Source organism: Corynebacterium sp. MSK195 (assembly GCF_030228885.1).
In the GTDB taxonomy this organism is placed as follows: domain Bacteria; phylum Actinomycetota; class Actinomycetes; order Mycobacteriales; family Mycobacteriaceae; genus Corynebacterium.
Map to the genome: position 1 here is coordinate 243690 of NZ_JASPGT010000003.1, position 12780 is coordinate 256469.

A 12780-nucleotide genomic window follows, 5' to 3' on the forward strand; every position below is an offset into this window, starting at 1 on the left:
GCGATACTCTTCTCCTTATAGTTAGCGGCGCGTGAGCGTCTAGCTGATTCTACACCGAGGGTGTGTTTACCTCCTGTTGCGGCGTGACTAAGATGGCAAGGGTTATGTCTAGCGTTATTACTGAATCCGCCGTACGCGAGGCACTCTCTCGCGTCGAAGACCCCGAAATCGGCCGCCCCATCACCGAACTCAACATGGTGAAGTCCGTTACCGTCACCGGTAATGACGTGGCCGTGGAAATTTACCTCACCATCGCTGGCTGCCCCATGAAGTCCACCATCGAGTCCAACACCCGCGCTGCGGTAGAGGATATCGAGGGCGTTGGAAACGTCACGGTGACGATGGAAGCCATGAGCGATGAGCAGCGTCGCGAGCTCAAGAAGAAGCTCCGCGGCGGCCAAGCCGAGCCGGAAATCCCGTTTGCAAAGCCTAATTCCACCACTCGCGTTTTCGCGGTGGCCTCCGGTAAGGGCGGCGTGGGCAAGTCCTCCATGACCGTAAACCTTGCCGCAGCGCTGGTCCAGAAGGGTCTCAAAGTTGGCATTGTGGACGCCGATATTTACGGCCACTCCGTGCCTAACCTCTTGGGATGCACCGACGGGCCAACGGTGCTCGATGATGAGATGCTGCTGCCGCCGATTTCCCACGGCATCAAGCACATTTCCATCGGACAGTTTGTGGAGGGCAATGCCCCGGTGGTCTGGCGCGGGCCTATGCTCCACCGCGCGCTACAGCAGTTCCTGGCTGACGTTTTCTGGGGCGACCTCGACGTACTGCTCTTGGATCTGCCACCGGGCACTGGCGACGTCGCCCTCTCCGTAGCCCAGCTCATTCCCAATGCAGAACTACTCATTGTCACCACCCCGCAGGCCGCTGCGGCAGAGGTGGCAGAGCGCGCCGGATCCATTTCCCAGCAGACCCGCCAGCGCGTAGCCGGCGTAATTGAAAACATGGGAGCCATGGTGATGCCGGATGGCTCCACCATGGATGTCTTTGGCACCGGCGGCGGACAGATTGTGGCCGATCGCCTAGGCGTCATCTTGGGCCATGAGGTGCCGCTGCTGGCCTCCGTGCCGCTGGATCCCACTTTGCGCAGCGGTGGCGATGCCGGCACGCCGATTGTTCTCGATTCCCCCGAGTCCCCCGCCGCCCAACAGATTCAGGCGGTGGCCGATAAGCTGGCCATCCGCTCCGATTCCTTGGTGGGCAAAAACCTCAACTTGGGCGTGAACTAGCGCCCTAGGTTACATCGCCCCACAAGCCGTCGCCGGTGGATTCTTCCCCACTACGTGGCGGCTTTTTCTCGGGCGCGGGCTGCTCCGTCGACTGGGAATCTTGAGGGCGTTGCTGGGGCTCTGGCTGCGGCTGCTCGGCATAGATCTGGGAGTAGTCGAAGCTCGGGCGCTGCTGCGGTTGGGATTGCGGCCGTTCCTCCGGCTCCTGTGGCGCGGTAGCGGTCTTGACGTTTTCTGCCATCTTCTTGGGGTTAAAATCGTCCCAGGCGGAATCGTCGCCGTCAAAAAGCGCCTTGGTAATTGCGCCCTTCGGGCCAAGGCGCGTCCACTGGACGGCTTGGGTGAGCGGGCCGCGGATATCATCGAATTCCGAGGTAATCGAGCCCATCTCGCCGTTGAGCTCCGCCTTGGCGTTATTGATGGCCTTGCGCGCCGCGTAGATGGCCGCGCGCACATCCTTAATCACCTCGGGCATGCGCTCCGGGCCAATGACGATGATGCCCAAAACCACGATGACGAAAATCTCGGGCCAACCAATGGAAGAAAACACGGTTAAATACTAGTCCCTCACTCTTAGCCGCGCTGATTGTGCTTGATTGCGCGAACCACCATCTCCACCTTGTCCAAGAAATCCTGCTGCGGCCGGTACACAGGCGTTGCAGCATCCGGCCCGGGCGCAACCTCTTCGGCGGCAATGCCCGCGAGTTTTGCCAGCAGGGATTGCGGCGCCTTGACCTTAGCGGAATCCGCGCAGTGGCGAACCCACTCTGAGGCATGGCGCTGCTGGTGCACATCCGCGCGACACTCGGCGCAGTGCACCAGGTGGATGCGCACGCGGTGCATGAATTTCGGTTCCATCTCCCCGTCTACGAAGGCAACGACAGCCTCAGGGCCAAGGTGCCCGATGGTATCGCTGCGCCGCGCCTTGGCTTTCGCTTTATCGCGGGCCTTGACCTGGGCGGCATCGAATCCGCCGCGCACGCTCAGCGTGGACACGGTCCAGCGTCCTCGCAGCGAGTCCATCGACACCCTCCTCCACTAGTTGCTTGGCCTTCAGTGACACGGAAAGTCCCCGCCAGCAGCGGGGACTATGCAGTTTCTTTAAAGTCTAGCGCGCGATGGTTTAACGCGTGCGCAGTAGCATGCGGGTTTCCGCATTGGTTTGCGCTTCTTTTTCGAGCGCCGCACGCAGCTGCGAACGGCCGCGGTGGATGCGGGAGCGCACCGTACCCATCTTGACGCCGAGAGTCTCTGCAATCTCGTCATAGCTCATGCCAACCACATCACACAGCACCACGGCCACGCGGAAATCGGGAGCCAGGCCATCGAGCGCGGACTGCAGCGCTGGGTCCAAGTTGGCCACAGTATAGGCCTGCTCCGGGGTCATATCCGTGCCGGGCACGCGCTCATAATCCTCCGGCAGGGCCTCCATGCGGATCTTGGAGCGATGGCGAACCATGTCCAAGAAGAGGTTGGTGGTAATACGGTGCAACCAGCCTTCAAACGTACCGGCCTGATACTTATCCAGGGAGCGGAAGACGCGCATAAAGGTTTCCTGGGTGAGATCTTCTGCATCGTGCTGGTTGCCGGAGAGGCGATACGCCAAGCGGTAGACGCCATCGGCATGCTCGGCCACCAGTTCCCCCCAGGCGGGCATGTCGGCTTCGCCGGCATCGAACGCCGCGGTACCGGTCAACTCCGCCTCAGGGGTGGCGGGCTGAAGGGATTCGGCATCGCGCTTCGTTGTTGTCATGCATGTCATCTTTCTATACTTCAAAGTGAAATTCCAGCCACAGTGCTGATAATTTCCTGTGAGTCCGTCACATTATCCCCACCTACCACAACCTCGCTGGCTAGGCGCGTTTTTGCCACATCGACGGACACTTTTCCCTAAGGTTTATTACGTGACTACTACCGCATATGAAGCACTGCGTTCTTATATCGAGACCACCAGCGAGCCCTCCGCAGCCCTGCGTGGCGCGCGCGACCACGCCGATGAGTACGGTCTGCCCGTTCCAGATGAATCAACGGGCCAGCTACTCACCACGCTGACGGCCGCCTCGTCCGGCTCTACCGAACGCCCCCAGTCCGTGGCGATCACCCCAGCCGCTAATGTAGTAGGCCTCTACCTGCTTGCCGGCATGCCCAATAATGGCATCTTGACCTGCATCGACCCCGAGGCTGAGCACCAGCGCAGCGCCAAGACCGCCTTCCGCGAGGCGGGCTATCCACCTTCACGCGGCCGCTTCCTGCCGTCTCGCCCACTCGAGGTCATGGGCCGCTTGGCTAATGATGCCTACCAGGTCATCTACGCCGACGTCGCCGCGCTCGAGCTCCCCGCCATCATCAAGGCAGCGTGGCCACTGCTGCACCAAGGCGGCACCCTGGTCTTGGCTAATTCTTTGCTCGATGGCACGCTTGCCGACGTCTCCCGGACCGACCGCGACACCGCCGCCGCCCGCGAAGCAGACGAGTACCTGCGCGAGCTCGAGGGAGCGAACGTCACCCGCTTGCCGCTGGGGTCCGGGCTCACCCTCGTAACGAAGCTCTAGACCTTCTGGTTTTTGCCGACGACAACCACGCCGCCGTCAGAAACCTTGAAGCGCTCCTCATCGCGCTCGCGGTCCACGCCGATAATTGCGCCATCGCTGACGACGACATTCTTATCGAGGATCGCGCGGCGCACCACCGCACCACGGCCGATGCGCACGCCCGGCAAGATGACCGATCCTTCGACCGTGGCGCCATCGGCCACGTGGACATCAGACGCCAGCACGGAATTGCGCACAGTGCCGCCAGAGACGATGCAGCCCGGCGCCACCATCGAAGACTGCGCGATGCCATTTTGCACGAACTTCGCCGGAGGAAAATTGGAGTCATCCGTGGAGTGAATCGGCCAATTCCGGTTATAGAGGTTAAAGATCGGATGCACCGAAATCATGTCCATGTGGGCTTCATAGAAGGAATCGATGGTTCCCACGTCGCGCCAGTAGCCGTGATCGCGCTCGGTAGACCCCGGCACCTCATTGGCCATGAAGTCATAAACATGCGCCTGCCCACGCTCCACAAAGTACGGGATAATATCGCCGCCCATATCGTGGGCCGAGTCCTCGTTCTTTTCGTCCTCCAAGAGGGCGTCAATAAGCGCCTGCGCCGTAAAGACATAGTTGCCCATCGAGGCATAGCTCATATTCGGATCATCCGGCGTAGCCGGTGGGTCCGCAGGCTTTTCCACGAACTCCGTGATGGTTCCCATGCCATCGGCCTGGATGCATCCGAACGCCGTTGCCTCCGAGCGCGGCACGCGAATGCCGGCCACCGAACAATCCAGCCCCGTGGCAATGTGCTCTTCTACCATCTGCGCCGGATCCATGCGGTAGACGTGGTCTGCGCCAAATACGATGACGTAGTCCGGATTCTCGTCATAGATGAGGTTAAGTGACTGCACAATGGCATCCGCAGAGCCGTTGTACCACCGCTTGCCGCGGCGCTGCTGGGCAGGCACCGAGGCAATGTACTGCGGCGTCGGCCCTGCTAAGTTCCACGCCTGGGAAATGTGGCGGTCCAGGGAGTGGGATTTGTACTGGGTCAGCACCGCAATCTTGAGGAAACCGGCGTTGACCAGATTGGACAGGACAAAGTCAATGAGGCGGTAGGATCCGCCAAAAGGCACGGCGGGTTTAGCGCGGTCTTCGGTCAGGGGAAAAAGACGCTTTCCCTCGCCGCCGGCGAGGACGATGGCTAGGACATTTGGCAGGCTTCTCACGTTTCCAAACCTAACCGCAAATCCCACATTTCGCAGCAGATATATGCACATTTCTACCCCCATCCCGTATTTCTGCACGCGGCACCAGAGATACGTATTCTGGGTGGGCATGAGAGCCGGAATCTTTTCCAAAGAATACCCGCCGGACATCTACGGCGGGGCCGGAGTTCACGTAGCTGAACTCACCCGTTTTATGCACGATATCATCGATGTCTCCGTGCACTGCATGGGCTCCCCGCGCGAAGAAGAAGACGTATTTGTCCACGGCGTGGACCCCGCACTTGAGGGTGCTAATGGCGCGCTTAAGACCTTGTCCACTGGGCTTCGCATGGCCGATGCCGCCTCCGATATCGACATCGCCCATTCCCACACGTGGTACACGGGTCTTGCCGGCCACCTCTCCGCCCAGCTCTACGATATTCCGCATGTGGTCACCGCCCACTCGCTGGAGCCGCACCGCCCGTGGAAGCGCGAGCAGCTCGGCGGCGGCTATGACGTTTCCTCGTGGTCCGAGAAGAACGCCATGGAATATGCCGACGCCGTCATCGCCGTCTCCGCCGGTATGAAGGACTCCATCCTAGATGCTTACCCACGGATCGACGCCTCCAAGGTCCACGTTGTCCTCAACGGCATCGACACCGAGCTGTGGCAGCCGCGTGAGGGGGATGTGTTGGACAAGCTGGGCGTCGATAAGCAACGCCCCATCGTTGCCTTCGTTGGCCGCATTACCCGGCAAAAAGGCGTGAAGCACCTGTTGCAGGCGGCGCAGAAATTCGACCCGGATATCCAGCTGGTGCTGTGTGCCGGCGCGCCCGATACGCCCGAAATCGCGGCGGAGACCGAGGCGCTGGTGGATGAGCTGCGCGCCCAGCGCGATGGCATTTTCTGGGTCAAGGACATGCTCCCGCGCAACGAGGTCCAACAGATTTACTCCGGCGCGGATGTGTTTGTCTGCCCGTCCATCTACGAGCCGCTCGGAATCGTCAACCTGGAGGCCATGGCCTGCGGCACGGCCGTTGTCGCCTCCAACGTAGGCGGCATTCCGGAGGTTGTAGTCGATGGCGAGACCGGTGTGCTGGTGCCTTACGACGCCGCCGCTACCGCCGCCTTCGAAGCCGACCTCGCCGCCGCCGTCAATGACGTCGCCGCCGATAAAGAGCGCGCCGCCGATTTCGGCCGCGCCGGCCGCGAGCGCGCCATTCGCGATTTCTCTTGGGCTACCATTGCCGCCCAGACCGTCGATATCTACCGCAGCCTGATTTAAGGAAGGATAGCCGTGACAACTCACCGCCCCGAACTGCATTTTGTCCCCGAAGACGGCGTCCTCGACGCCCCCGCTGGTATCCTGCGCGACGGCGATACCTGGCACCTGTTCTACCAGTACCGCCCCACCGCAGACTCCCCTGCCCGCTGGGGACACACCTACTCCGAAGAGTCTCCCTTTGATTGGTTGGACTGCGACGATGCCCTCGCCCCCGTCGGCGGCGAGCTCTCCCTGCGCGCAGGTTCCGTAGCCCAAGGCCCGGACGATATCCATCTCTACTTCACCTCCGTGACCGCCGCCGGAATCGCCGTTCACCTCGCCCGCTACGCTGACGTGGACGAGATCTGCGAGGTCTCCGACGACCCGCAAGCGCTCGACCCCAATGTCGTTCGTTTTGGCGAGGTCGTAGGCAATACCCGCAACTTTGATCACTTCCGCTCGCCCTGCGTGGTGCCTGATTGGGCCTCCGAGGACCGCGATGACGGCCACGACGGCTGGCTCATGCTAGCGCTCACCGGCCACTCCGACGCCCCGGTTCCCGTCATCCTCGAGTCCGCCGATGGCGTGTCTTGGCACCTGCGCGGCGGCCTCAAGTTCGACGGCGACCCTGGCTTCCTCGAGGGCGAAGTCCCCGCCACCTCGCCCATCCCGCCGGTCGTCTCCCCGCGCTTGGTCCGCCTGCGCGATGAGGTAGACGGCAATATCTACGACGTCCTCTTCGTCACCCTAGAGCGCGGCGGCCGCGACGTCTCCGGCTACCTCGTCGGCCGGCTGGAGGGCACCACTTTTACCGTGGTCTCCGGCTTCCGCCGGGTGGACTTCGGCCATGATTTCTCCCGTCCGCGCAGTACCAACACCACCACCGGCACTCTCACCCCAGAGCAGCGCTACGAGCGCGCCGTCATCGTCGGCCTCCTCAACGGCAACGGCCGCGGCGACGACGCCACCGCGCACGCCTCCCGGGAGGCCGAAGGCTGGGCCAATGCCCTGTCCCTGCCTCGCCGGGTCACCCTCGAGGGCGGCGTCCTCTACCAAGCACCCGCCCGCGGCCTGCCCGATGCCGTCAAGCTGTCCGATTACGCCCGTTCCTGGACCGGCGTCATGGAGGTCCCTTCCGGTTCCTGCGTAACGGTCACGCTTCTCGACGGCGCCGGTGACCCCGCCGCCACCATCTGCCACTCCGGCGATGACATCAGCCTCGATCGCTCCATGAACAAGGCCTTCGACCACTGTTTCGCTGATTCCGAACCCGCCACCGCCACGCTTGCCGAAGGCGACTCCGATACCCTCACCATCATCCAAGACGGCTCCACCGTTGAGGTATTCGTCGACGGTGGCCTCATCGCGATGGCCTCCCGCGTCTACTTCGAAGGCGGCTGCTCCGGCCTGCGGGTCGAGACCTCCGGCGAGGCCGTCATCGAGCAGGACTGGCAGCGCTCCGGTTCCAAGCTCTAACCCCCAGCTCTCAGCGCCGCCTCACCCGGCCCGTCCCTCCCCGTCCTTCGCGCTCACCAGCGCAGCCGCCCACCGCAGTTCCGCTTCCCTCGGTGAGCGGCAAGGGCGGGGTTGCGCGTTTTCGGCCTCACTCCGCTGGGCCGCGTCTCCCCTCGCGCCCACTGGGGAGACGAAAGAACCACCCCACGCGCTGCCGGTGAGCGCGAAGGGCGGTGGAGGTGGCTGTCGCAGGCCGGGGCCTTAGACGGCGCGGAGGCGATCCAAGCGGGCGCGGGCGGTGACCGTGAGCGTCGGGGGCAGTGCGGCCATGCGCTCGGCGAGTTCGCCGGCGCTGATGTGGCGCGCGGACGGGCTCATGCCCACCTGAGCGGCGACGGAGGCCTTATCAAGCTCGATGGGGAACGAGATATCCACCGGGTCGGCCGCCTGCTCGAGGAAGCCCTCGGCCTGCTCATACATGCGCTCCACCTTGCCTTCTTCCACGCCAAGGATGCCGAGCGGCTCGCGCAGCTCATCCAGGTGTCCGGCGCCCGGGGTCAAGACGATGACCTGGCCACCCGGGGCGAGCACGCGTTGGAACTCGGCTGGATTGCGCGGGGCAAAGACGACGGAGATTGCGTTGACGGACTCATCCCGGATGGGCAGGCGCTCCCACACATCGGCCACGACGGCGCCGACGCGCGAGTGGCACTTAGCCAAGTGCTTCGCGGCGTGCGGGGAAATGTCGAGGCCGACGCCGCGGGCCTCCGCGATGGAGTCCAGAGTATGCGCCAGGTAGTAGCCGGTGCCGGCGCCCACCTCGAGGAGGGAGGCGGGAGTGGACTCGGCCAGGGAGGCGGAATCCAGTGCGTCCTGGACGGCCCCGGTTACCGCCTCGACGAAGGGCGCGAAGTGGCCCATGGCCAAATAGGTCTCGCGGGCGTTGACCATATCCATGTCATCGCCCTTGTGCTTGAGTCCGGCGCCGGCTGCCAGGGTGACGTAGCCCTGCTTGGCCACATCAAAAGAGTGGCCGGATTCCGAAACGAGGCGAGAGAAATCATCGGCACCAGAAAGCGCGGTGCCATCGTTGGGATCGGCCAGAATGTCGACGATATGAGAAAGCATGTACCTAGACTAGCTAGAAACCTCGGTCAACAGGGAACCGAGCTCGGCGGCCTCGTCCTTGCTCAGCTCGATGACGATGCGACCGCCGCCATCCGAGGGGATGCGCATGACAATTTTGCGGGACTCCTCTACTGCTTCCATTTCTCCGCCCGTGGTGCGCGGCTTCATTGCTGCCATAGTGAGTCTCCTTTTAGTTAACTTCTTTTCCTTCCAGCTTAGACCTTTTCTGCGCGGAAGATAGTTGTTCCTCCAATTGCGCGAGGAGATCGTCTACCTGGTCCTGGCGGTATCCACGGGGAACTACCTCGAATTTCACCTGGTCAAGGCGGCCTTCACGGAGGGCGGCGCGGTTATTTTCGCGCACCTTCTGCGGCTCGTCGAGCGGGTGCATGACCTCGCCGCGGCCAAAAATGGAGCCCCATACCCAGGTGCCGATGACGGTCAGGGCGATAAGGACTAGGAGGAGCATAATCCAAGACAGCATGGCTTAAACCTTACCTTTTAGCGGCGGGCGTTGAGCAACGGGCGCGATGACTCCGGCGCGGGCGAGCAGCGTGCGGGTGACTACCTCGGCCATCGGCGCCAGCTCGTGCAGCGGCCGGTTGCGGTGTACCCGCGTGCCCAGGTCTACCTGTGCGATTGTGCCCCGCTTGCCGACGTCCACCATTAGCCCCGCTTCCACCCCATAGCCCTCCACGAAGGGCAGTTCTAGGGCGGTGGCGCGGCGCAGGGCGTATTCGCCTCCGAGGGGTTGATCGATGTGGGCGAGCTCGGGAAAGAACTGCTTGATGAGAGGCTTGGCGGTCAGTTCGGTCACGCGGCCACCGCCGGTGGGCTGGCCGTTGAGGCTGCGCCGGTGGCGGGCTTTGACCATCTCCACCGCTGGGTCGGCGAAGGGCGCGGCCAAGGCCGAGACCATGCCGGGTGCGGCGGATTCAAGGTCGGCGTCGACAAAGACGACGATGTCTCCCTTCGCTGCGGCAACCCCGCGCCAAAGGGATTCACCCTTACCGGGGCGCGGTTCCTCTGGAAGAACATCGCGCCAATTGTGCACGTCCGCTCCGGCGGCGGCAGCGCGGGAGGCGGTGGCGTCGGTCGAGTCGGCGTCGATGACGAGTACCTCGAGCGGTTCATCGGCAAGGCAGGCGCGCACGACGTCCGCGACGGTGCCCTCCTCGTTGAGCGCTGGAATGATTACGGAGACGCTCATGCAAGGCCTCGCGTGGTTGCTAGCGGGGCGACCTCGCCTTGGATGGCGGCGGTCATGCGGATGACATCGGCGGTCTCGGCCACCTCGTGGACGCGGAAGGCAGCCACTCCGCGGGCGGCGGACCACGCGGTGGCGGCCAGGGTGCCGGCCACGCGCTCGCCTACCCCGCGGTCAAGGGTCTCGCCCACGAAGTCCTTATTAGATAGCGCCATGAGCACCGGCCACCCGGTAGCGACTACCTCGTCGATGCGCCGCAGGAGCTCGAGCCCGTGGAAGGTATTCTTGCCAAAGTCATGCGTCGGGTCGATGAAGGTCAGTTCCTCCGGGCAGCCGAGGGAGGCGGCGCGCTCGGCCAGTTGGGTGGTTTCCGCGATGACATCGGCCACCACGTCGTCGAAGTGGACGCGATGCGGCCGGGTGCGCGGGGTGATGCCGCCGGTGTGCGAACACACGTATCCCACGCGGTGGTGGCCGGCGACCTCGATGAGCTCGGGGTCCCAACCGGCCCAGGTGTCATTGACCAGGCCGGCGCCGGCTGCGATGGCGGCCTCAGCCACCTCGCTGCGCCAGGTATCGACGGAGATGAGCACATCCGGGTGGCGCTCATGCACCTTCTCGATGGTCGGCACCACGCGGTCGATTTCCTCCGCCGCGTCCACGGCCTTGCCGGGGCCAGCTTTGACGCCGCCGATATCGACGATCGACGCACCGGCAGCGATCACCTCATCACAACGGCGCAGCGCCGGGTCAAGGTCAAAGGTAGCGCCCTTGTCATAGAAGGAATCCGGGGTGCGATTGACAATCGCCATCACACGCGCGAGGCTCAACGCGGCTCCCTGATGCGCTTATCGCTCATGACTTGGTGGCGCTGGATAATGTGGGAGAGGGCCTCATCGGGGTCGTCGGTAAGCAGGAAAAGCTCCCGGTCGCCCTCGTTGATATAGCCGCTGGCTGCCAGGGTCTTGTCCATCCATTCCAGCAGGCCGGACCAATACTCGGTGCCCATGAGCACGATGGGGTAATTGGTTACCTTTCCGGTCTGCACCATGCACATGACCTCGAAGAACTCATCCATCGTGCCCATGCCACCAGGCAGGCACATGAAGGCCTGCGAGTACTTCAAGAACATGGTCTTGCGGGCAAAGAAGTAGCGGAAATTCAGGCCCAGATCCACATACTCGTTAAGCCCCTGTTCGTGGGGAAGCTCGATGCCCAAGCCCACGGAGAGCCCGCCGGCCTCATGGGCGCCGCGGTTGGCTGCCTCCATGATGCCGGGGCCGCCGCCAGTGATGACGGCATAGTTGTGCTCGGCCAGCTTGCGGCCGACCTCGACGCCCAACTGGTAGCTCGCATCTTCCGGCGTGGTGCGGGCGGAGCCGAAGACGGTAACGGCCTTCGGCAGCTTGGAAAGCGCATCGAAACCAGCGACGAACTCGCCTTGGATGCGCAAGACGCGCCATGGATCGGCGTGCTGCCACTCATGGTCCGCGCCGGACTCCAAGAGCCGTTGGTCAAAGGTGGAGGCCTGCTCGCCTTCGGTGCGCAGCAGCATCGGGCCGCGCAGGGTGCGCATCTGCTCAGGGGTCATGGTCTATCCCTTCAGGTAGTTCAAGAGGGCGGTGGATACTTCGGTGATCTGCGCGGTGGGGACCTGCTCGTCCTTCTTGTGCGCGAACCCGGGGTCGCCGGCACCAAAGTTTACGGCCGGGGTGCCCATTTCGGAGAAGCGGGCGACGTCGGTCCAGCCGTACTTGGCGCGGACGTTGCCCCCAACGGCGTCGATAAGCGCCTTGGCCGCTGGCTGGCCCAAACCGGGCTGGGCGGCCGGTGCGATGTCATCGATCTCGATGGTGACGTCTTCTTCCTCGCCGATAATGGACTTCATGTAGTCCAGCGCCTCGTCGCTCGTGCGGTCCGGCGCGAAGCGGAAGTTTACAAACATCCATGCCTCATCCGGCAGCGTATTGGTGGCCACGCCGGACTCGAGGTGGACGATGTTGAGGCCCTCGCGGTAGGTGCAGCCATCGATGGTGACATCGCGGGACTCATAGGTAGCGATGCGGCTCATAATGGGCGCAAGCTTGTGCGCTGCGTTGGAGCCGAGCCAGGCGCGGGCCGAGTGCGCGCGGGTGCCATGGGCGGTAACGCGCAGGCGGATGGAGCCCTGGCAACCGGCCTCCACCATGGCACCGGAGGGCTCGCCCAGCAGCGCGAAGTCGCCCTCGAGCCACTCCGGGTGGTCTTTTTGCAGGTGGCCCAAACCATTAAATTCAGTGGCTACTTCTTCGCCCTCGTAGGCGATGACGGTGAGGTCATGCTTGAGCTCGTCCGCTTCGTGCAGCTGGGCAAAAGCATTGAGGTAGACGGCCATGCCGGACTTCATGTCCACAGTGCCACAGCCCCACATAATCTCCACCCCGTCTTCAGAGGTTTCCATGTGATGCGGTACATTTTCTGCCAACGGAACGGTATCGATGTGGCCGGCGAGCACCACGCGGGAATCTAGTCCGCGGTTCGTGCGGGCGCACACGGTATTTCCGTAGCGGGCAACCTCGACGTCCAATCCGCGCAGCGCTTCTTCGATGGCGTCTGCGATGGCCTCCTCATGGTGGGAGGGGCTCGGAATATCCACGAGCGCCTTGGTTAGTTCGATGGGGTCTGCATATAGATCTAAAGTCACAAAGCGCCATGCTAGCGCTCCGCGCAGCTCACCGCATTGTGTAAAGTTCACTTCACTGCAAAT

At 63.2% G+C, this 12780-nt stretch carries 15 protein-coding genes; 4 read left to right on the forward strand and 11 right to left on the reverse strand.

Annotation, left to right across the window (positions count from 1 at the left end):
* The first annotated feature begins 104 nt into the window (after window positions 1-104).
* The gene (locus QP909_RS04655; protein ID WP_284766333.1) at window positions 105-1235 is read left to right on the forward strand and encodes an Mrp/NBP35 family ATP-binding protein; all 1131 of its coding nucleotides are present in this window, start codon (window positions 105-107) and stop codon (window positions 1233-1235) included.
* A gap of 4 nt (window positions 1236-1239) precedes the next feature.
* On the opposite strand, the gene QP909_RS04660 is transcribed toward QP909_RS04655, so the two are convergent.
* The 3 genes from QP909_RS04660 to sigE all read right to left on the reverse strand — a co-directional run bounded on the left by QP909_RS04660 (window position 1240) and on the right by sigE (window position 2988).
* Entirely contained in the window at window positions 1240-1785 is a 546-nt protein-coding gene (locus tag QP909_RS04660) for a twin-arginine translocase TatA/TatE family subunit (RefSeq protein ID WP_284766334.1), read from the reverse strand.
* Between the two features lie 23 nt (window positions 1786-1808).
* Complete coding sequence (locus QP909_RS04665) at window positions 1809-2258, reverse strand: anti-sigma factor family protein (protein ID WP_284766335.1); 450 nt, start codon at window positions 2256-2258, stop codon at window positions 1809-1811.
* Window positions 2259-2358: 100 nt separating this feature from the next.
* On the reverse strand, window positions 2359-2988 hold the full coding sequence (gene sigE / locus QP909_RS04670) for an RNA polymerase sigma factor SigE (protein ID WP_284766336.1): 630 nt from the start codon (window positions 2986-2988) through the stop codon (window positions 2359-2361).
* A gap of 151 nt (window positions 2989-3139) precedes the next feature.
* Here sigE and QP909_RS04675 point away from each other — a divergent pair, with 151 nt between their 5' ends.
* Window positions 3140-3787 (forward strand): O-methyltransferase, encoded by a 648-nt coding sequence (locus QP909_RS04675; protein WP_284766337.1) that lies wholly within the window; start codon window positions 3140-3142, stop codon window positions 3785-3787.
* On the opposite strand, the gene glgC is transcribed toward QP909_RS04675, so the two are convergent.
* Window positions 3784-5001, reverse strand: a complete 1218-nt coding sequence (gene glgC, locus QP909_RS04680) for a glucose-1-phosphate adenylyltransferase (RefSeq protein ID WP_239277895.1) — start codon at window positions 4999-5001, stop codon at window positions 3784-3786. The genes QP909_RS04675 and glgC overlap by 4 nt on opposite strands.
* 109 nt (window positions 5002-5110) lie before the next feature.
* On the opposite strand from glgC, the gene glgA reads away from it, so the two are divergent.
* On the forward strand, window positions 5111-6265 hold the full coding sequence (gene glgA / locus QP909_RS04685) for a glycogen synthase (protein WP_284766338.1): 1155 nt from the start codon (window positions 5111-5113) through the stop codon (window positions 6263-6265).
* 12 nt (window positions 6266-6277) lie between these two features.
* Complete coding sequence (locus QP909_RS04690; protein ID WP_284766339.1) at window positions 6278-7720, forward strand: GH32 C-terminal domain-containing protein; 1443 nt, start codon at window positions 6278-6280, stop codon at window positions 7718-7720.
* 240 nt (window positions 7721-7960) lie between these two features.
* Here QP909_RS04690 and QP909_RS04695 read toward each other — a convergent pair whose 3' ends face one another.
* Genes QP909_RS04695 through dapE form a run of 7 tightly spaced genes read right to left on the reverse strand, consistent with a single transcriptional unit; the run spans window position 7961 to window position 12717 of the window.
* Entirely contained in the window at window positions 7961-8827 is an 867-nt protein-coding gene (locus tag QP909_RS04695; protein WP_239277892.1) for a methyltransferase domain-containing protein, read from the reverse strand.
* Window positions 8828-8836: 9 nt separating this feature from the next.
* Window positions 8837-9004, reverse strand: coding sequence for a DUF3117 domain-containing protein (locus tag QP909_RS04700; protein WP_005323535.1), 168 nt, complete (start codon window positions 9002-9004; stop codon window positions 8837-8839).
* Window positions 9005-9017: 13 nt separating this feature from the next.
* Entirely contained in the window at window positions 9018-9311 is a 294-nt protein-coding gene (locus QP909_RS04705; protein WP_005327512.1) for a DivIVA domain-containing protein, read from the reverse strand.
* 3 nt (window positions 9312-9314) lie between these two features.
* Window positions 9315-10037, reverse strand: a complete 723-nt coding sequence (locus tag QP909_RS04710; protein WP_284766340.1) for a glucosyl-3-phosphoglycerate synthase — start codon at window positions 10035-10037, stop codon at window positions 9315-9317.
* A complete protein-coding gene (gene folP, locus QP909_RS04715; RefSeq protein WP_284766387.1) occupies window positions 10034-10846 on the reverse strand; it encodes a dihydropteroate synthase in 813 nt (270 codons plus the stop codon). The genes QP909_RS04710 and folP overlap by 4 nt, the downstream gene beginning before the upstream one ends.
* A gap of 14 nt (window positions 10847-10860) precedes the next feature.
* Complete coding sequence (locus QP909_RS04720; RefSeq protein WP_284766341.1) at window positions 10861-11625, reverse strand: LOG family protein; 765 nt, start codon at window positions 11623-11625, stop codon at window positions 10861-10863.
* 3 nt (window positions 11626-11628) lie between these two features.
* On the reverse strand, window positions 11629-12717 hold the full coding sequence (gene dapE / locus QP909_RS04725) for a succinyl-diaminopimelate desuccinylase (protein WP_225747151.1): 1089 nt from the start codon (window positions 12715-12717) through the stop codon (window positions 11629-11631).
* Window positions 12718-12780: the final 63 nt, after the last annotated feature.